The sequence below is a fragment of the Streptomyces sp. NPDC058691 genome (assembly GCF_042714775.1).
Taxonomy (GTDB): domain Bacteria; phylum Actinomycetota; class Actinomycetes; order Streptomycetales; family Streptomycetaceae; genus Actinacidiphila.
The window spans coordinates 25,325-44,450 of sequence record NZ_JBHXSO010000041.1 but is presented as its reverse complement, the minus strand read 5'-3'; the positions used below and the strand labels follow the sequence as shown (position 1 = coordinate 44,450).

General features: G+C 70.1%; 17 protein-coding genes. 10 read left to right on the top strand and 7 right to left on the bottom strand.

Features of this window, described 5'->3' with window-relative positions:
• Positions 1-4 precede the first annotated feature (4 nt).
• The 4 genes from ACFWVC_RS26390 (at position 5) to ACFWVC_RS26375 (ending at position 3,776) form a co-directional block, all read left to right on the top strand.
• A complete protein-coding gene (locus ACFWVC_RS26390) occupies positions 5-424 on the top strand; it encodes an SRPBCC family protein (protein ID WP_384291012.1) in 420 nt (139 codons plus the stop codon).
• Positions 425-604: 180 nt separating this feature from the next.
• Positions 605-1,402: an acetoacetate decarboxylase family protein gene (locus ACFWVC_RS26385; protein WP_384291005.1), complete on the top strand. Its 798-nt coding sequence runs from the start codon at positions 605-607 to the stop codon at positions 1,400-1,402.
• 64 nt (positions 1,403-1,466) lie between these two features.
• Positions 1,467-1,757, top strand: a complete 291-nt coding sequence (locus ACFWVC_RS26380; protein ID WP_384291142.1) for a tautomerase family protein — start codon at positions 1,467-1,469, stop codon at positions 1,755-1,757.
• A 57-nt stretch (positions 1,758-1,814) separates the two neighbouring features.
• Positions 1,815-3,776: a SpoIIE family protein phosphatase gene (locus ACFWVC_RS26375; RefSeq protein WP_384291000.1), complete on the top strand. Its 1,962-nt coding sequence runs from the start codon at positions 1,815-1,817 to the stop codon at positions 3,774-3,776.
• Positions 3,777-3,864: 88 nt separating this feature from the next.
• Here ACFWVC_RS26375 and ACFWVC_RS26370 read toward each other — a convergent pair whose 3' ends face one another.
• Together ACFWVC_RS26370 and ACFWVC_RS26365 are read right to left on the bottom strand one after the other, a co-directional pair.
• Entirely contained in the window at positions 3,865-5,070 is a 1,206-nt protein-coding gene (locus ACFWVC_RS26370) for a WD40 repeat domain-containing protein (protein ID WP_384290993.1), read from the bottom strand.
• Entirely contained in the window at positions 5,067-5,633 is a 567-nt protein-coding gene (locus ACFWVC_RS26365) for a SigE family RNA polymerase sigma factor (protein WP_384290986.1), read from the bottom strand. Before ACFWVC_RS26365 ends, ACFWVC_RS26370 begins: the two co-directional genes overlap by 4 nt.
• Before the next feature lie 331 nt (positions 5,634-5,964).
• Here ACFWVC_RS26365 and ACFWVC_RS26360 point away from each other — a divergent pair, with 331 nt between their 5' ends.
• Entirely contained in the window at positions 5,965-6,684 is a 720-nt protein-coding gene (locus ACFWVC_RS26360; protein ID WP_384290980.1) for a hypothetical protein, read from the top strand.
• Between the two features lie 450 nt (positions 6,685-7,134).
• Here ACFWVC_RS26360 and ACFWVC_RS26355 read toward each other — a convergent pair whose 3' ends face one another.
• Entirely contained in the window at positions 7,135-8,496 is a 1,362-nt protein-coding gene (locus ACFWVC_RS26355) for a glutamine synthetase family protein (RefSeq protein ID WP_384290973.1), read from the bottom strand.
• 198 nt (positions 8,497-8,694) lie between these two features.
• Here ACFWVC_RS26355 and ACFWVC_RS26350 point away from each other — a divergent pair, with 198 nt between their 5' ends.
• Entirely contained in the window at positions 8,695-10,452 is a 1,758-nt protein-coding gene (locus ACFWVC_RS26350) for an NAD+ synthase (RefSeq protein WP_384290967.1), read from the top strand.
• A 783-nt stretch (positions 10,453-11,235) separates the two neighbouring features.
• Here ACFWVC_RS26350 and ACFWVC_RS26345 read toward each other — a convergent pair.
• From ACFWVC_RS26345 to ACFWVC_RS26330, 4 genes are all read right to left on the bottom strand, one after another.
• Positions 11,236-12,441, bottom strand: coding sequence for an MFS transporter (locus tag ACFWVC_RS26345; protein ID WP_384290962.1), 1,206 nt, complete (start codon positions 12,439-12,441; stop codon positions 11,236-11,238).
• Between the two features lie 121 nt (positions 12,442-12,562).
• Complete coding sequence (locus ACFWVC_RS26340; RefSeq protein ID WP_384291137.1) at positions 12,563-13,483, bottom strand: endonuclease/exonuclease/phosphatase family protein; 921 nt, start codon at positions 13,481-13,483, stop codon at positions 12,563-12,565.
• A 262-nt stretch (positions 13,484-13,745) separates the two neighbouring features.
• Positions 13,746-14,393, bottom strand: a complete 648-nt coding sequence (locus tag ACFWVC_RS26335; protein WP_384290958.1) for a TetR/AcrR family transcriptional regulator — start codon at positions 14,391-14,393, stop codon at positions 13,746-13,748.
• The gene (locus tag ACFWVC_RS26330; RefSeq protein ID WP_384290953.1) at positions 14,390-15,994 is read right to left on the bottom strand and encodes an MFS transporter; all 1,605 of its coding nucleotides are present in this window, start codon (positions 15,992-15,994) and stop codon (positions 14,390-14,392) included. The genes ACFWVC_RS26335 and ACFWVC_RS26330 overlap by 4 nt, the downstream gene beginning before the upstream one ends.
• Positions 15,995-16,163: 169 nt before the next feature.
• Between ACFWVC_RS26330 and panB the strand changes: the two genes are divergently transcribed.
• The 4 genes from panB to ACFWVC_RS26310 all read left to right on the top strand — a co-directional run bounded on the left by panB (position 16,164) and on the right by ACFWVC_RS26310 (position 19,120).
• On the top strand, positions 16,164-17,045 hold the full coding sequence (gene panB, locus ACFWVC_RS26325) for a 3-methyl-2-oxobutanoate hydroxymethyltransferase (protein ID WP_384290950.1): 882 nt from the start codon (positions 16,164-16,166) through the stop codon (positions 17,043-17,045).
• A gap of 223 nt (positions 17,046-17,268) precedes the next feature.
• A complete protein-coding gene (locus ACFWVC_RS26320) occupies positions 17,269-17,817 on the top strand; it encodes a hypothetical protein (protein WP_384290945.1) in 549 nt (182 codons plus the stop codon).
• The gene (locus ACFWVC_RS26315; RefSeq protein ID WP_384290942.1) at positions 17,817-18,410 is read left to right on the top strand and encodes a sigma-70 family RNA polymerase sigma factor; all 594 of its coding nucleotides are present in this window, start codon (positions 17,817-17,819) and stop codon (positions 18,408-18,410) included. The genes ACFWVC_RS26320 and ACFWVC_RS26315 overlap by 1 nt, the downstream gene beginning before the upstream one ends.
• A complete protein-coding gene (locus tag ACFWVC_RS26310; RefSeq protein WP_384290939.1) occupies positions 18,407-19,120 on the top strand; it encodes an anti-sigma factor family protein in 714 nt (237 codons plus the stop codon). The genes ACFWVC_RS26315 and ACFWVC_RS26310 overlap by 4 nt, the downstream gene beginning before the upstream one ends.
• Positions 19,121-19,126 lie beyond the last annotated feature (6 nt).

Genomic DNA, 19,126 nt, shown 5'->3' with positions numbered 1-19,126 from the left:
ACACATGGCATCCACATCGGTGAGCAGGGTCGTCCCGGCCTCTCCCGCACGCGTATGGCAAGTGATCGGCGGTTTCGGATCGCTGCCCGACTGGCTGCCGTACATCCCCGATAGCGCCTTCTCCGAAGGCGGTCGAGTGCGGCATCTGAAGAACCCCGACGGCAAAACCATCGTGGAGCGGCTGATGGCGTTCGACGAGGAACAGCGGTATTACAGCTACCACATTCTGCAGGCGCCTTTCCCGGTCGTCGACTACCTGTCGACCGTGCGGGTCTACGAGATCAGCGGCAACGAGAACGCCGCCGAAGTCCAGTGGTCCGGCCGCTTCGTTCCGAAGGGAGCCACGGACGAGGAGGTCATCGACCTCTTCACGGGCATCTACCGTGACGGCCTCGACGCTCTGGAAAAGACCCTCGGCGGCTAGGCGCACCGGCACCTTTCCCGTACATTCTCGCGACGCCACACCCTTTACTCGTCCGGCGGCTCACTGTGCGCCGGTACCAATCTCCTGGTACCGCTTCGTGCGCTTGTGACCTGGACGCCGCCTCATTTCCCTCGCAGGGTGGAAGAACCGGTGCTCCGGTCTCTTCCGAAAGGCCGTGTCATGAAGGGTTACACCGTCCCCCTGTCCCCCCGTGGCATCGCGAACTTGGCGCCCGCTCCGCCGTGGCACTACGCAGGCACCGTGGTGAGCGCGGAGTTCTTCACCGATCCGGCCGCCGCCACGGCAACCCTGCCCGAGGGCCTGGCCCCCGACCCGGACTACGCCGGCCACGGCGTCGCCATGTTCATCGACTGGCAGTACTCCGCCGCGAACCTGGAGTACCTGGACCCCGCACGCTCGCAGTACCGGGAATTCTTCATCACCCTGGACGCCCACTACGAGGGCACCCCGGTGTCCTGGTGCCCCTACATCTACGTCGACAACGACTCCGCCATGGCTCGTGGCTGGGTCCAGGGCTTCCCCAAGAAGCTCGGCGCCGTCCACCAGACCCGCGCCTACTCCGTCGGTGGACCCGGCACCCCTGTCCTCGGCCCGGGCGGGCAGTTCGGCGCCACCGCGTCCTCCACGGGGCAGCGGATCGCCGAGGCCAGGATCACCCTCGAAGAGCCGGTCCTCGACCCCGCCGCCCTGATGACCCGGCCCCTGGTCAACCTCCGCCACTTCCCCCGCCTGGCCGCCGGGCAGCACGACAAGCCCGCCGTCCACGAACTGGTCATGTCCGTACTGGACGACGCCGCCGTCAGCGACGCCTGGGCCGGCACCGCCGACCTCAGCTTCCTCCCCGCCCACGGCGAAGAACTCGCCGATCTGCCGATCCGGCGCACCGGCAGGGGATTCCACTACGACCTCGCGTACACCGTCACCGATCTCAAGACCCTGATCGACCAGAGCAACTGATCACCCAACACAGCCACGCCTCCGCTGCCTTGGACGTTCTCACCCCTCAGGAGTCGACGTGCCGATGTACACCTGCACCACCGCTGAGGGAACGCTGAAGGCCGGCGCCAAGGGCGAACTGGCCGCCGAGATCACCAGGATCCACGCGGAGATCAATCACGTTCCGCCCGACTGCGTCAATGTGGTCTTCTCCGAACTGCCCCAGGAAAGCGTCTACGTCGGAGGAGAACCCGGCGCGCCGCTGCTGATCGCCGGCTGGGCACGCCGCGGCCACCCGCAGAAGGAGACGACCCGCCTGGCACTCGAACTGTCGGCGGCCGCTTCGCGTTCCTCCCTTGCCTGGATATCGGAGTAAAATGGTAAAGGATTCGAATGGGCAGTTTCAGCTTCGGCAGTCCCCAGGGGGCCACAGATGGATGCCTCGGACGGACTCCTTCGAAGGGCTGACCCCGCGGCTCTTTTGACGCCGGACGGTGTCATCAGCGGTCTCAACCCCGCGATGGCCACGGCGCTCGGCAGGCCGGCCGACCACTGTCTGGGCCATGGCTTCGGTGATGTGTGGCCCGCAAGCCAGCGACCCTCGGCCGAGAGTCTCGTGGCCCACGCCGTCGGGACGAATGGCGTCGCGATGCGGGTACTCGAGTTCCCCGGGCGCGACGGAGCACCCACGGCCTGCTTGATCGAGGCGCAGCCGGTCGCAGTCGGCGGCGAGCGGCTGGTCTGGGTGCACGCGCTGAACGCGCGCAACGACCTGAACAGCCTGCTGATCCCGTTCCGGCTGGCGGCCAAAGCCGCCAACCTCGGCCTGTGGATGTATTCGCCGCACGCGCACCAGCTGGAGTGGCTCGGTGGCGCGCCTGCCCTGGCCGCGACCTTCCCGGATGCCAGAACCTACCTGGGTACCGTGATCTCGGCGGTGCACCCTGATGACCGTGAGGCCTTGCGGCATCTCCTGCGTCCGTCCCCCTCCCGGTCCTCCTGGGTGAAATTGCGGTACCTCACCCGGCACGACGACTGGCACCGACTGGCCGTGCAGACCCGCCGGATCCGGCTGGGATACGGCGGCCCCGAGCGGGTCTTCGGGGTGGTCCGCGACGACACCAAGCAGGAGAAGAGCAAGGAGCAGGCGCAGGCCGCGCTGGCTGCCGAGCGGCAGCGTGCCAAGGAGATCGCGGAGTTCTCCGCCGCCTTGATCACCGCGGCCACGGAGCAGGAGCTGCGGCAGGTCGTCCTGACCCGGCTCGCCGCGACGTTCTACGGAACCGGCGCCGTGCTCGCGCTCGTCGACCAAGGCCGCCTGCGCGTCTCCACCGATGCCGGGATCGGTGCGGGGGAGGTCGAGGCCCTGCACGACCTGCCGTTGGACCGTCCGTGCCCGGTGTCCGAGGCGATCCGCTCCGGCGAACCGGAGTTCATCCCCAACCGGGACGATTACATCCGCCGCTGGCCCCACGCGTCCGACTATCCGCGGCTTGCCCGGCTCGGCTCGGACTACGCCGTCTCGATCACCCCGCTCGGCGAGGCCGGCACTCAGCCGCTCGGGGCGTGGATGGTGTTCTCCGCCGGCGGATACCGGCCGGAGCGGGAGGAGCGGACCCTCATGGGCACGCTGGCCGACCTGGCCGGCCAGGCACTGAGACGCATCCGGTTGCAGCAGGCACGCGTCGAGCTGGCCTCGGCCCTGCAGCACACCATGCTCCCCGCGCTGCCCGAGCACCTCGGGGGCCTGGAGGTCGCCGCCCGCTACCGGCCGAGCCGCGACGGGCTGGACATCGGCGGGGACTGGTACGACGCCTTCGTGCTGCCCGACGGCGCGGTCGCCCTGGGGATCGGCGACGTCCAGGGCCACGACGTGGACGCCGCCGCCTTCATGGGCCAGGTCCGGTTGTCCATGCGGGCGATCGCCGACCAGGAACCGGACCCGGGAACCGTGCTGCGGCGCACCAACGAATTGCTCGTCACGATGGATCCGGCACGGTTCGCGAGTTGCACGTTGCTGCACATCGATCCACTGGACGGACAGGTCACGGGCGCCAGCGCCGGCCACGTGCCGGTGCTGTGCGCGCGCAAGGACGGGAGCCACCGCATCCACGAACTGCCGGGCGGGCCGGTCCTGGGAGTGGTGTCCGACACCGAGTACCGCGAGGAGACCTTCACCCTGGATCGGGACAGCGCGCTGGTCATGGTCACCGACGGCGTGGTCGAAGGACCGGGCCTGACGCTGGATGCAGGGCTGGAGCGGGCCGGGACGCTTGCCGGCGGCGCCCTCCACGATGGACTGACCGCGGAGGAGACCGCCGACCGCGTCCTCGACGCCGCGGTCGCGGTGGACCACGCCGACGACGTGGCCGTCCTGGTCATCCGGCGCACATGACGGATCCGGGCCGACAGCGTCGCGCTGCCGGCCCGGATCGGGGGCTCGAAGGCCGTGGCCTCGGAGCGGCTGCCGGCGGGCCGCCAGATCAGCGTTCGGCGAAGACCGGCGTCCAGTCCAGGGTCCCACCCTCGCCCGCCTTGCTGAAACCGCTCAGCGGTACTGCCTCGTCGCTCCCGATCGTGACGAGCGCGAGCCGGAAGCGGGGTTCCTTCGTTCCAGGTGCGTAGTCCCAGGCGATCAGCCGCTTGTTGTCGAGCCAGGCGAGCAACTCGTACCCGCGTACCGTGGTGACCGGTTTGCCGGTACGGGGGTCGATGAGGATCCAGCGGGACTGCTCGCTTGGGCGGTGGGGGCGCTGGAAGCCGCCCCCGACGAGCTTGCCGTCCGGGGACAGCTCCAGCCCGTTGCGCCAGGACACGTGCGCCTCGTTCGCGGGCGCGGCGACCTGGTTTCCCGCGAAGTCGTAGTACTGGCGGTAAGGAGGCGAAGTGGTTCCGGAGTGGATCAGCTTGCCGTCACGGCTGAAGGAGAAGTCCTGGTTGAGGCTGCGCTGGTCGGCGACATCGGCTTCGCTCCAAGCTCCCTTCCCGGAGGCCACGTCCAGGACGTAGAAGCCGGTGTGACTCTCCTCGTCGCCGAACATCACCCAGTCCTTGTCGCCGTCGCCGTCGCCGTCGCGGTCCGCCCTGCGCAGCAGCAGGTCGGGGTTCTTGCTGTACGTCGTCGCGACGAGCTTGCCGCCGTCGGGCGAGAACTCGACGTCAGCGACACCGTGATCGACCGGGATCCAGCGCTCGACCTCTCCGGTGACCATGTTGAGCAGGCCGATCCGCTTGGCGGGCAGGTTCCTTTCCAGGACGGCCGCGGTCCGCATGCCGGGGGCGACGGCGACACGGGACCACTTGGTCGTCTTCACGTACGTGTCGGTCTTGGGGTCCAGGAGCCGGTAAGTGCGGACGGCGAATTCACGGCCGTCGGCCTGCTTGGCGGAGTCCCATGTGTAGTACGCGGCCATTGCGACGTCCCCCGCCGCGATCAGGTCGTGCGGCGGTGTCTGGTCCGGGTGGGCGAGGACGTTCGCGAGGCGCACGTCGTCCTTGCCGGAGTGCAGGAGGGGGACGGCCACCGCGAGAGCGACCACGGCGGCGGTGGCCGCGGCGGCGGACGCCAGCGCCCGGGCCCGGCGACGCCGTCGGACCGTAAGCACCCGTTCGGCGAAGCCCGGCCCCAGCGCCGGCTGTTCGTCGGCCTGTTCGCGCAGCGAGTCGCGCACCAGCTCATCGACGTTCACGAACGCACCTCCACAGGCGAGAAGTCACGGGACGGCTGCTGCTCGGCGTCCGCGGGACCGAGTGCGGCCAGTTCGGGGGCCAGGCCCCGCAGCCGGGCCAGGGAGCGGTGCGTGGTGGACCGCACCGTGCCGACCGAGCAGCCCAGCAGACGCGCGACGTCGGCCTCGGGCAGGTCCTCGAAGTAGCGCAGGACCAGGACGGTGCGCTGCCGGGCGGTGAGCCGGGCCAGTGCCGAGCGCATGACGATGCGCAGGTCGGCCGCGCCGGGCCCGTCGTCGGCACCGTGGCGCACGCGGCTCTCCAGCGGCTCGGCGACGCTCAGTTCACGCCGCGGCCCCTTCAGCCGCCAGCGGCTCACCTGCTGCCGGTAGAGGACCTGCCGTACGTACGCCTCGGGCTCCTCGATGCGGTGCCAGCGTCCCGCGGCCTTGATCAGGGCGTTCTGCAGCAGATCCTCGCCCGCGTGCCGGTCACCACCGCAGAGCAGGACGGCGGTCTTCAGCAGCGCGGACGACCTGCTCTCCACGAACTCCCTGAAGTTTTCCTGACCCTCGGCATCCATCGTCACCTTCTCTTGCTCGTTCCGGAATCATCCTCGACCGGCTTGCTGCCCTAGATGACGCCCCCGGCGGCCCCCCGCTATGCCTGCGCGCACGCAAAAAACAAGCGAGCGGCCCGCACCGGCATCCGCACGCCGACGGCACATCCGGGGCCTGCGTGTCGACGGCCTGTGCGAGCCCGTTGAGGTTGAGCCCCAAGCACCTGGCCGGTGGGCCGGTGGTGGTGTACGTGGAGCCAATGGCGGCTTCCTCGCCGAAGACCGCGGCCCAGAGACGGGACAGCCGAGCCTCGAACCCGGAGGCAGTATCTGCCCCTCGTGCCATCATCCTCACGTGCTGAAGATCCCCGGTTACGAAGACGGCCCTCTGGTGCAGGGCACTGCTTACCTGGACGATCCGCTGTTCTGGCCCGTGCATCTCGGCTCCTGCTTGCGCGATGAGGATGCACAGCGAGCGGCGTTCGGTGCCGACTGGGACGCGGCCACAGAGCTGTATCGCGTGCTGTCGGCTGAGCGGGAGTGGCCGGTGTTCAGCGTGCCTCTGTCCTCGGGGCACACGATCCATGTCGTCTACCGCAACATCGAGGGCGACCGCGGGGTGGACTACCTGATACATCACCCGGCGTGGTCCGCAGCGGAAACCCTTGCCGTGGATGACGGCCACTTCATGGGGCCTGGCTTGGCCTGGCCGGAGTTGCTGTCCACTGCCCGGCAGCCGGTCACGGAAGGCATTGCCGACCCCGACGCCCGTCTCTTGCTTCTCTTCCCGACACTTGGCGACGCGCGACTTCCCGACGACGCAGCCGTTGCCCTCACCACCGCGCTCACAGCTCTCACCGTGATCGAAGAGACTGCCGAAGTGGCGACCATGCTTCTGGAGAACCAGGGCCAGTGGTCTCCTGCTCACTGGCGGCTGGCGGACGGCGTCTGGATCAACGACGGTGGGCACTCGTATCGAAACCCTGCCAACACCTTCGCTCTGCCGGCGGGCCGCCTCTCGGAGATCAACCACGCGTTGAACGGGGAAACAACGGCTCAGCGGGCATCCATCTGAAGCCCTGAGCTTGCGAATCACCGGCCCGGATTGGCTCTATGAGGCTCTGAACAGGGACGATTCCTCGCTCGACTGCCGATGCTGCGCGCATTGTTGACCCGTCGAGGACCGTGATTGACCGTCCGTTCCGGCATGGATCTGGCACGGTGCTCTCCGGTCCAGCGCCTCCTCGAAGGACTCTGCGACCAGCCAGTGTTTCCATTGGGTGTGGCAGACCGTGGTACCGCTCGCTGACGCGTAGAGGCCGTCGACGTACACCAGCGCGACGGGCCACACCGACGCGGGGTTCATGCTTCGCATCTGTACGCACCTGATGCCGAGCAGCGAGGGACGGACCGCCGGGCCGGACGGCCCAGAGGCGGCCCCGAGCGAATGAGACGACTCCGGGCCGGCAGCTTCGCGCTGCCGGCCCGGATCGTGTCGTTCGCGGGAAACCCCGCTGACCTGCGACTACAGGTTCGGGAGGTTCTTGCGGAGCTCGAAGGCCGTGACCTCGGAGCGGTACTCCTCCCACTCCTGCTTCTTGTTGCGGAGGAAGAAGTCGAAGACGTGCTCACCGAGCGTCTCGGCGACCAGTTCGCTGCGCTCCATGAGGTGGATGGCCTCGCCGAGGTTCTGCGGCAGGGGCTCGATGCCGAGGGCGCGGCGCTCGGCGTCGGACAGTGCCCAGACGTCGTCGTCGGCGCCCGGGGGGAGTTCGAGGCCCTGCTCGATGCCCTTGAGGCCCGCCGCCAGGAGGACGGCGTAGGCGAGGTAGGGGTTGGCGCCGGAGTCGATGGAGCGGACCTCGACGCGGGTGGAGCCGGTCTTGCCCGGCTTGTACATGGGCACCCGGATGAGCGCGGAGCGGTTGTTGTGGCCCCAGCAGATGTACGAGGGGGCCTCGCCGCCGGCGCCCGCGGGGCGGTAGGCGCCGCCCCAGATGCGCTTGTAGGAGTTGACCCACTGGTTGGTGACCGCGGAGATCTCGCCGGCGTACTTCAGCAGGCCCGCGATGAAGGAGCGGCCGACCTTGGACAGCTGGTACTCGGCGCCGGACTCGTGGAAGGCGTTGCGGTCGCCCTCGAAGAGCGACAGGTGGGTGTGCATGCCGGAACCGGGGTGCTCGCTGAAGGGCTTGGGCATGAACGTGGCGTTCACGCCCTGCTCCAGCGCGACCTGCTTCATGACCAGCCGGAAGGTCATGATGTTGTCGGCGGTGGACAGCGCGTCCGCGTAGCGCAGGTCGATCTCCTGCTGGCCGGGGGCGCCCTCGTGGTGGGAGAACTCCACCGAGATGCCCATCGACTCCAGCATCGTGATCGCCTGACGGCGGAAGTCCTGGCCCACGTTCTGCGGCGTGTGATCGAAGTAGCCGGAGTTGTCCGCCGGGACCGGCACGGTGCCGTCGAGCGGCAGGTTCTTCAGCAGGAAGAACTCGATCTCGGGGTGCGTGTAGAAGGTGAACCCCAGGTCGGAGGCCTTCGCCAGGGACCGCTTGAGGACGAAGCGCGGGTCCGCGTACGACGGGGAGCCGTCGGGCATGAGGATGTCGCAGAACATCCGGGCGGTGCCGGGCGCCTCGGCGCGCCAGGGCAGAATCTGGAAGCTGCCGGGGTCCGGCTTGGCGATCATGTCGGACTCGTACACCCGGGCGAAGCCCTCGATCGCCGAGCCGTCGAAGCCGATGCCCTCGTCGAAGGCCTGCTCCAGCTCGGCCGGCGCGACGGCCACGGACTTCAGATAACCCAGCACGTCCGTGAACCAAAGCCGCACAAAGCGGATGTCCCGCTCCTCAAGGGTGCGGAGAACGAACTCCTGCTGCTTGTCCATAGCTACATCCTTGCAGGTCATACGGCCTGTGCACCACAGCCAATGGCATGGCGGGGGCACGCCAGTATCACCCGCCGCGGTTTCGACCAGATTACGCATGCGTCGCGCCGCTCCGACAGTCGGAACGGGCAGGACGTGGGCTGCGCCACACAGCGCGCGCTCCTACATCGCGTCGGTTTGACGATTACACTGGGCGCCGTGCCTCAACTACGCCTCGCTCTGAATCAGATCGACTCCACCGTGGGCGACCTCGCCGGCAACGCGGAGTCGGTGGTGCGCTGGACCCGGCACGCGGCCGAACAGGGAGCCCACCTCGTGGCCTTCCCGGAGATGGCGCTCACCGGGTACCCCGTCGAGGATCTCGCGCTGCGCTCCTCCTTCGTCGAAGCCAGCCGGACCGCCCTGGAGCAGCTCGCGGCCCGTCTGGCCGCGGAGGGCTTCGGGGACCTGCCGGTGATCGTCGGCTACCTCGACCGCAGTGAGAAGGCCCAGCCGCGTTACGGCCAGCCGGCCGGCTCGCCCCGCAACGCCGGCGCCGTGCTGCACGGCGGGAAGGTCGTGCTGAAGTTCGCCAAGCACCACCTGCCCAACTACGGCGTCTTCGACGAGTTCCGCTACTTCGTGCCCGGCGACACCCTGCCCGTGATCCGGGTGCACGGGGTGGACGTCGCCCTCGCCATCTGCGAGGACCTCTGGCAGGACGGCGGCCGCGTACCCGCCGCCCGCACCGCGGAGGCCGGGCTGCTGGTCGCGATCAACGCCTCCCCGTACGAGGTCGCCAAGGACGACACGCGGCTGGAGCTGGTGCGCAAGCGGGCCCAGGAGGCCGGCTGCACCCTCGCCTACGGCGCGATGATCGGCGGCCAGGACGAGCTGGTCTTCGACGGCGACTCGATCGTCGTCTCCGCCGAGGGCGACGTGATCGGGCGCGCCCCGCAGTTCGAGGAGGGCTGCGTCCTGCTCGACCTCGACCTGCCGGCCGCGGACCCCGCCAAGGTGCCGAGCGGCATCGCGGACGACGGCCTGGAGATCGAGCACGTCACGCTCTCCGCCGAGCCGCTTGCCGCGTACGAGGCGGAGGTGCGCGGCGAGGAGGCCCCCCGGCTCGGCGACGACGAGGAGATCTACACCGCGCTCGTGGTCGGCCTGCGCGCCTACGTCGCCAAGAACGGCTTCCGGTCCGTGCTCATCGGGCTCTCCGGCGGCATCGACTCGGCCCTCGTCGCCGCCATCGCGTGCGACGCGGTCGGTGCGGCCAACGTGTACGGCGTCTCCATGCCCTCCCGGTACTCCTCGGACCACTCCAAGGACGACGCCGCCGAACTCGCCCGGCGCACCGGGCTCAACTTCCGCACCGTCCCGATCGCCCCGATGTTCGACGCCTACATGGGCGCCCTCGGGCTCACCGGCCTCGCCGAGGAGAACCTGCAGTCCCGGCTGCGCGGCACGATGCTCATGGCCATCTCCAACCAGGAGGGCCACATCGTCCTCGCCCCGGGCAACAAGAGCGAGCTCGCGGTCGGCTACTCCACCCTGTACGGCGACTCCGTCGGCGCGTACGGGCCCATCAAGGACGTCTACAAGACCACCGTCTTCCGCCTCGCGCACTGGCGGAACCGCGCGGCCGGGGAGCGGGGCCAGACCCCGCCGATCCCGGAGAACTCCCTGACCAAGCCGCCGAGCGCGGAACTGCGGCCGGGGCAGGTCGACACGGACTCCCTGCCGGACTACGACGTCCTGGACCGGATGCTGGCGATGTACGTCGACCAGGACCAGGGGCGCGACGCGATCGTCGCGGCCGGGTTCGACGCGGAGCTCGTCTCGAAGGTGCTGCGGATGGTGGACGCGGCGGAGTACAAGCGGCGGCAGTATCCGCCGGGGACGAAGATCTCTGCGAAGGGGTTCGGGAAGGACCGGCGGCTTCCGATCACGAATCGCTGGCGCGAACACGCCTGACGCTTCGCGTCCGGACCGGTCAGGTTTTTCCCCCGCCCGCCCTCCCGGGTGCCCTGTGAAGTCCGGGCGGCCCGGCGCCCGTTTCAGTGGGTGCCGGGTCCGGGGCCTCCGGGGCTGGCCATTCTGGACTGGGATATTTACGTGCGTTTCCAGCACCTGCTCATCCCATCCCGCCCCGGATGCCGCACACAAATATCCCGCACCGTCCAGAACACCCACCCTCCCCCAGCCTTCGGCCGGGGGTGCCCCCAACTCCCCCGCCCCCTCCGTCTCGTCATGCGCCTGATCCTCAGTGGGGGGTATGGAGGCGGACCGGGGCGGCTGCGGTTGCCTGGAGACAGCCCCCATCGGCCCGCCAGGCCTGCCCCAACATTCGACCGGGGGACCCGCTGTCGGCGCGACGTGGCGGCCGGCGCGGTGTGTGTGAGCGGTGACGGCTGGGCGGCTGATGTGCCGCCGCACCAACCCTCGGCCTGTGCCATGGCCGCCCTAACACCCCCCACTGGGGATCAGGCGCGACAACTCACCGAGGGGGCGGGGGCGTAGGGGTGGGCGTTCTGGACTGTGGAGCATATTTGGGTGCACAACCCGGAGTGACCAGCGGAGAGTGCCCGAGGCACCAAAATGTGCTGTCCAGAATGGCCAGCCCCGGAGGCCCCGAACCCGGCCCACCACGAAACGCGCGCCGGGGCGCCCAGACTTCACAGGGCTGGGGGCACCCCCGGCCGAAGGTTGGGGGAGGGAGGGCGGGCGGGGAAAAAAACCTACCCGGAGAGCCCGGCGCTAGCCGACCCGCTCGGGGGCCGGCCGAACCGCCCCCGCCGCCACCACCCGCGAAGCGGACCCCGTACGCCGCTCCAACAGCCCCGCCCCCACCGCTATCGCGACGCCGCTGACCGCGAGACCCGCGCCCGCCACCGCGGGCGCGATGTAGCCGAAGCCGCGGGCGATGACGAACCCGCCGAGCCACGCGCCGCCCGCGTTGGCGAGGTTGAACGCCGCCTGGTTCGCGGCGGAGGCCAGTCCGGGGGCGTGCCGGGCCTTGTCCATGACGAGCATCATCAGGGGCGAGCCCGCGGCGAACGCGGCGATCCCGAGGAGCACGACGGTGAGCGCCGCGCTCCACCGCGCGTGCGCGGTGACCGTGAACAGGAGCAGGACCACCGCGAGCGCGGCGAGGCTGCCGAGCAGGGCGGGCCGCATGGCCCGGTCGGCGAGGCGGCCGCCGAGCAGGTTGCCTATGGTGGCGCCGACGCCGAAGAGCGCCAGCACGATCGTGACGCTGCCCTCCCCGAACCCGGCGACCTCGGTCAGCAGCGGCGTGACGTAGCTGTAGACCGTGAAGACCGCGGCGAAGCCGAAGATCGTGGTGGCCAGTGCCAGCCAGACCTGTCCGTTGCGGAAGGCCGACAGTTCGTGCCGCAGTCCGCCGCCCGGCGCCACGGGCATGCGCGGGACGAGCAGCGCGATGCTGGCCATGGCGACGAGACCGATCACGCCGACGGTGAGGAAGGTGGCCCGCCATCCCAGGTGCTGGCCCATGAGCGTCGCCGCGGGGACGCCCACGATGTTGGCGACGGTGAGCCCGGCGATCATGAGGGAGACCGCGCGGGCCCTGCGCGCCGGGTCGACCATGCCGGCCGCCACGACCGCGCCGGCGCCGAAGAAGGCGCCGTGCGGGAGTCCGGCGACGATGCGTCCGGCCAGCAGCCAGCCGAAGCCGGGGGCGAGCGCGGACAGGGTGTTGCCGACCGTGAACAGGCCCATGAGCATCAGGAGCAGGGCCTTGCGCGGCATGCGCGTGGTGAGGGCGGCCAGCAGGGGCGCGCCGATGACGACGCCGAGGGCGTAGCCGGAGACGAGGTAGCCGGCGGTCGGGATGGAGGTGTGCAGGTCGTCCGCGACGTTGGGCAGCAGGCCCATCATCACGAACTCCGTGGTACCGATGCCGAATGCGCTGATCGCCAGTGCGAGCAGGGCGAGAGGCATGACTGACCCTTCAGGAAGGTGGGAGGCGGGGAGCCTTATTAGTTTATCCGCGGAACAAACTCTCCCCGACCATTCTTCCCGTGGTGTCACCCACAGACGAACGGCGTGTTAAACCCGTCTGCTAGGAAAGTGCCACTTTCGCCGCCACCGGCCGGTGGTCGCTGTCGGTCGCCGGCAGCACCCAGGAGTCGGTGGGCTCCGCGCCCTTCACGAGGATCTGGTCGATCCGCGCCATCGGGAAGCCGGCGGGCCAGCTGAAGCCGAATCCGTGGCCGGCCGCGCCCTGCGTGGAGCGCATCTGCGAGGTGATGTTGGCGAGCGAGCGGTCGTTCATGGTGCCGTTGAGGTCGCCCATGAGGATCACGTCGGGCAGCTTCTCCCCGGCGATGGCCTCGCCGAGGTCGTCGGCGCTGTGGTCCCGCTCCCCCGCCGTGAAGCCCGCGTTGAACTTGACCCGCACCGAGGGCAGGTGGGCGACGTAGACCGCGGCCTCGCCGTCGGGAGTGGTGACCGCGGCCCGCATGGCGCGGACCCAGCCGAGCCCGATGTCGACCGGACGCACGCCGGTGAGCGGGTACTTGCTCCACAGCCCGACCGTGCCCTGCACCGAGTGGTACCGGTAGGCGCCCTTCAGGCCCTTCTCGTACGAGGGCGCCTGGCCGGCCGCGATCTCCTCGAGGGCGATCACGTCGGCACCGGAGGCGACGAGGTCGCGGGCGGTGCCGGCGGGGTCGGGGTTGTCGGCGTTGACGTTGTGCGTGAGCACGGTCAGGTCACCGCCGCCGGTGTGCTTGTCGGACAGCAGGCCGCCGAAGAAGTTGACCCAGACCAGCAGCGGCAGCAGGAGCGCGATCAGCGCGGTCGCCGAGCGCCGCAGCAGGGCCACCACGAGCAGCACCGGGATCGCCAGCCCGACCCACGGCAGGAAGGTCTCCAGCAGGCTGCCGACGTTGCCGATCCGGTTGGGCAGGGCTCCGTGAAAGCCCATCACCAGGGCCGTGAGGACGGCCAGTACGGCGGTGATGATGCCGCGCCGCCACATGCCGTCCCTGAACTTCCCGACATAACGCCTGAATCGTCCCGCCGCGCCGGACCCGCGTCGCGGCTTGCCGCCGCCTTCGGTGGTCACGTCCGCGTCGTACGCCTGCGCCATGGGGGAAGTCCTCACTGTCTTGCGAAGTGCTCAGTCGACCATAGGGGATCGACACAGGAAGGACGGGGCGCGCCGGGCGGCGGGTTCCCGCAAGGCGCGGCGGGCGGCCGCCTGTGACACAACGGGCACATTCCGCCCGTTTGCTCCCTGCTCAGGGCGCGGCGCGCACTCCGCGCAGCACCGAGTCCACGATCTGCTCGGACAGCCCGTCCGGAAGCGACGCCTCCGGACGCAGCATCACGCGGGAGAGCATAGGGCCCACGAAGAGGTCGCCGAGGAGTTCCAGGTCGACGTCGTCGCGCAGTTCGCCCTCGCGGATGCCGCGCGCCAGGACCTCGGCGACCTGCCGGCGGCGGGTGACGATGACCGTGTCGTGGTACGCGGCCCACAGCTCGGGCACGTTCTGGAACTGGGCCAGTACGTTGCGCATGAGCGCGGACGACCGCTTCATCAGGGCGCGGCGCCGTATGAACTCCACACAGGTCACCAGGTCGTCGCGGACCGAGACCCCGGCGAGCTCCGGCGCCTCCTCGTCGAGTGACCGCAGGACGTCGAGCATGAGGGCGTCCTTGCCGGGCCAGCGCCGGTAGACGGTCGACTTGCCGACGCCCGCGGCGCGGGCGATGCCCTCCATGGACAGCCCGCCGATGGTGGCGCCCTCCTCGATGAGCCGCAGGACGGCCTCGACGATCGCGGAGTCGGCCTCGGCACTGCGCGGACGCCCGCGCGGGTACCGGGGCCGTACGGCCCCGGAGTTCTCCCGCGCGGGCGTCACCGGCGCCGGTACCGGCGCAGTCATCTGCCCGCCTCCACCGGACGGGCCTCACGCTCCTCGCCGCCCGTGGACCGCGCCGCCGCGGCCTTGCTCGGCAGGAAGAGCAGCACGACGACCATCCCGAGCAGGGCGACGGCGGTCGAGGCCCAGGCGGTGACGTGGATGGCGTGGATGAAGGCGTCGGTGGCGGGGCCGATGAGCGCCTTGCCCGCGGGCCCCATGTGCTCGGCGACGGCCCTGGTCGCCTCGATGGACTCGCCGGCCTGGTGCTGTACGCCGGCGGGGAGGCCGGTCAGATGGTCCTTGATGCCGTCACGGTAGACCGTGGACATCACCGAGCCGAGGACTGCCACGCCGAGGGCGCCGCCGACCTGCCGGAAGGTGTTGTTGACGGCGGAGCCCGAGCCGGCCTTCTCGCGGGGCAGCGAGGACATGATGGCGACGGTCGCGGGCGGCATGACGTGCGCCATGGCCGTGCCCATCAGGAAGAACAGCAGCTCCAGGATCCAGATCGGGCTGTCCCCGTCCAGCAGCTGGAAGCCGAGGAAGGACAGCGCGATCAGCCCGAGGCCGGCGCCGCAGGTCGCCCGGGCGCCGAAGCGGTCGACGACGAGCCGGGCCCGCGGCGCGAAGATCAGCTGGGCGACGGCCAGCGGGAGCAGCAGCAGACCGGACTCCAGGGCGCTGTAGCCGCGCACGCTCTGCATGTAGAAGACCATGAAGAACGTCACGCCCATGAGCGCGAAGAAGACCAGGCCGATCGCGGAGACCGAGGCCGAGAACGTCGGGTTGCGGAAGTACGCCACGTCGAAGGCGGGGTGCGTGCTGCGCGCCTCGAACCAGACGAACGCCCCCAGGATCAGCAGGCCGCCGACGATGGTCGTCCAGGCCTCCGGGGCGCCGAAGTCGGCCAGCTGGCCGCCCTTGATGATGCCGTACACCAGCAGCACGAGGCCGACGATGGACAGCAGCACACCGATCGGGTCGAGCCGACCCGGCCGAGGGTCGCGGGAGTCGGGGACGAGCAGCACCATCGCCACCAGCGCGACCGCGATGATCGGCACGTTGACCAGGAAGACCGAGCCCCACCAGAAGTGCTGCAGCAGCAGGCCGCCGGTGACCGGGCCGATGGCGATGGCCAGGCCCACGGCGCCGGTCCAAATACCGATCGCCTTGGGCTGCTCCTCGCGCTCGAAGACGTTGATGATGATGGCGAGGGTCGCCGGCATGACGAAGGCGCCGCCGAAGCCCATGACGGCGCGGAAGCCGATCAGCTCCCCGGAGGAGCCGGCGAAGGCCGACAGCACCGAGCCGATGCCGAAGACGACCATGCCGAAGAGCAGCACCTTCTTGCGGCCGATCCGGTCGCCGAGCAGACCGGCGGTGAAGAGCAGGCCGGCGAAGACCAGCGTGTAGGAGTTGATCGCCCATTCCAGCTGGCTCTGGGTGGCGCCCAGGCCGGTCGGGGCGGGCTCGGCGATGGTCTTCATCGCCACGTTGAGGATCGAGTTGTCCAGCACCACCACGAGGAGGCTGAGCAACAGGACGCTGAGGATCGCCCAGCGGCGGCGATGGACCGCCTCCGGGACGCTGAGGGGCCGGTTCTGCGGCACGTCGGCGGACATGTTCTCACGCTAGACCCGCATTTCGATACGGGACCGTCTCGTATTGTAAAACCTCGGCAAAGCGACGTGACCGGACTCCCTCTTTGCGCGGACGGCAGGTCGTGTCAGCATGGAAACGGTCCGGGGACGCCGTCAGGGCGCCTCGAGATGACATACAAGGAGCGTTGCGATGACGCACGCCGTTTCGGCTGCCCAGCCGCCTGCCCCGTCCGCATCCGACAGCAGCAAGGCGCTGTACGGGGGCAAGGGCACCCGGCGCATCACGGTCCGGGACATCGCCGCCGCCAAGGAGCGCGGCGAGAAGTGGCCCATGCTCACCGCCTACGACGCGATGACCGCCTCCGTCTTCGACGAGGCCGGCATCCCCGTGCTGCTGGTCGGCGACTCGATGGGCAACTGCCACCTCGGCTACGACAGCACCGTCCCCGTCACGCTGGACGAGATGACGATGCTCTCCGCCGCCGTCGTGCGCGGCACCAAGCGCGCGATGGTGATCGGCGACCTGCCCTTCGGTTCGTACCAGGAGGGCCCCACACAGGCGCTGCGCAGCGCGACCCGCCTGCTGAAGGAGGCCGGGGTGGGCGCGGTGAAGCTGGAGGGCGGCGAGCGTTCCGCCCACCAGATCGAGCTGCTGGTCCAGGCCGGCATCCCCGTGATGGCCCACGTCGGCCTCACCCCGCAGTCGGTCAACGCCTTCGGCGGCTACACCGTGCAGGGCCGCGGCGAGGAGGCCGCGCAGCAGTTGCTGCGGGACGCCAAGGCCGTGCAGGACGCGGGAGCCTTCGCCGTCGTCCTGGAACTGGTCCCGGCGGAGCTGGCGGCGGAGGTCACCCGCAGTCTGCACATCCCGACGGTCGGCATCGGCGCGGGCGCGGAGTGCGACGCCCAGGTGCTGGTGTGGACCGACATGGCGGGGATGACGGGCGGCCGCGTGCCGCGCTTCGTCAAGCAGTACGCCGCGCTGCGCGAGACTCTCGGCGGCGCCGCGAAGGCCTTCGCGGAGGACGTGACCGGCGGTGCCTACCCCGCCGCGGAGCACAGTTTCCACTGAGGTTTCACCGGGGTCCCGCCGGGATCCCACCGAGGCCTCAGGCCGTCCCAGGACCCTCCTGAACGGCGGTGCGCCATGCCGCCTGCTTCCGCCCCGGGAATCCCCCTCCCCGGGGCGGAAGTTTTTTCCGGGGCGGTTGAGTACACCCGGCCCCCCGCGCGTATGAGTGGGCAACCGCCCACCAGGGGGCGGAGCACCGACCAGGATTGCCGGGGGCCTTGGCATGAGCCTTACCAAGCTGCACCGATCAGTGGTCGCGGGGGCCTTCGCCGCCGCGATGCTGGTCGCTGCCACCGCCTGCAACGCGGGCGGCGGCAGCGGACCCCCGGTGGACGCGGTCCTCCCCCAGCCCTCCGCCTCTCAGCCGGCGGCGGGACTGCGGACCGTGGACAACGCCCAGCTGGGCACCCTCGCCACCGACAACCAGGGCTGGGTCCTCTACCGCTTCGACCAGGACAAGAACGTCCCGCCGACCTCGACCTGCGTCGGCCCGTGCGCGACCCGGTGGCAGCCGGCCGCCGCGGTCTCCGACACCCAGGTGCAGGGCGTGGACCAGAACCTGGTCGGCAGCGTCAAGCGTCCCGACGGTTCCCTCCAGCTCACGCTCAACGGCTGGCCGCTCTATCGCTTCACGGGCGACAAGAACCCGGGCGACACCAAGGGCCAGGGCGTGGACAGGGTCTGGTTCGCGGCGGACACCCAAGGCGAGAAGGCCGGGCCCGGTGCACGGGCGAAGAGCGCAACCACCCAGAACGGGTCAGACGGATACTGATGGGACAGCAGGCATTGCGCGGACTCGACCCGCGGCGATCAGTAGGGCAGGATGCGCTCGTGGCCGACCATCGCTCTGGTGGGGTCCCCGAAGAGGACCTCATGCGGGCGCTCTACCGCGAACACGCGGGCGCGCTCTTCGCATACGTCCTTCGGCTGGTCGGCGGTGACCGCTACCTGGCCGAGGACGTCGTGCAGGAAACCCTCCTGCGCGCGTGGAAGAGCGCTTCCCGGCTCGACCCGGGCGCCCGGTCATTGCGGCCCTGGCTGGTGACGGTCGCCCGGCGGATCGTGATAGACGGCCACCGGAGCCGTCAGGCACGGCCACCGGAGGCCTCCCCGGCCGCCCTCGACCAGCTCCCGGCCGAGGACGAACTCGAACGCTCCCTGAGGCTGATGACGATCTCCGACGCACTGGAAGATCTCACCGAGGCCCACCGCCAGGTGCTGATCGAAACGTACTTCAAGGGCCGGACGGTCAACGAGGCCGCGGCGGCGCTGGGGGTACCGCCCGGCACCGTGCGCTCGCGGGTCTTCTATGCCCTCCGCTCACTGAAAATCGCTCTTGAGGAAAGGGGTGTGACCACCTCGTGACGGTCTACGGTTACGGTTCCGGGGCAGGTACCCCCCACGACCCGCACGTCGACGTCGGTGCCTACGTCCTCGGTGTGCTCGACGACGCCGACATGGCGCGCTTCGAGGAGCACCTCGCCATCTGCCACCAGTGCGGGCAGCAGCTCGACGAGCTGAGCGGGCTCGTGCCCGTCCTCGCCGAACTCGCCCCCGCCGGCGCCGGCGCCCCCGTCCTGCCCAGCGGCGACGCGGGCCTCGGCAAGCTCCTGGGCAAGGTCTCCGACGAGCGCAAGACCCGGGCCCGGCGCAGGATGTTCGCGCTCGCCGCCTCGGTCGCCCTCATCATCGGCGGCCCCACGGTCGCGGTGGTGGCCTCCGGCGGCGGCTCGGACTCCGGGGCGACGCACACGTACGCCCAGGAGTTCAAGAGCTCCGACACCTCCACGGGCGTCAAGGCCACCGTCGGCGTCAACGACAAGAAGTGGGGCACCGACATCGGCCTCACCCTCTCCGGCGTCCAGGGCCCGCTCACCTGCCGCCTCGTCGCCATCGGCAAGGACGGGGCCCAGCAGACCGTCTCCACCTGGAGCGTCCCCACGGCGGGCTACGGCACCTCCGCGCAGCCGCAGCCGCTGTCGCTGGGCGGGTCCGCGGGGATGCACCCGGACGACATCGCACGGTTCGACGTCATCACCTCGCAGGGACAGCGGCTGGTGTCGGTGAACGTCTGAGCCTTG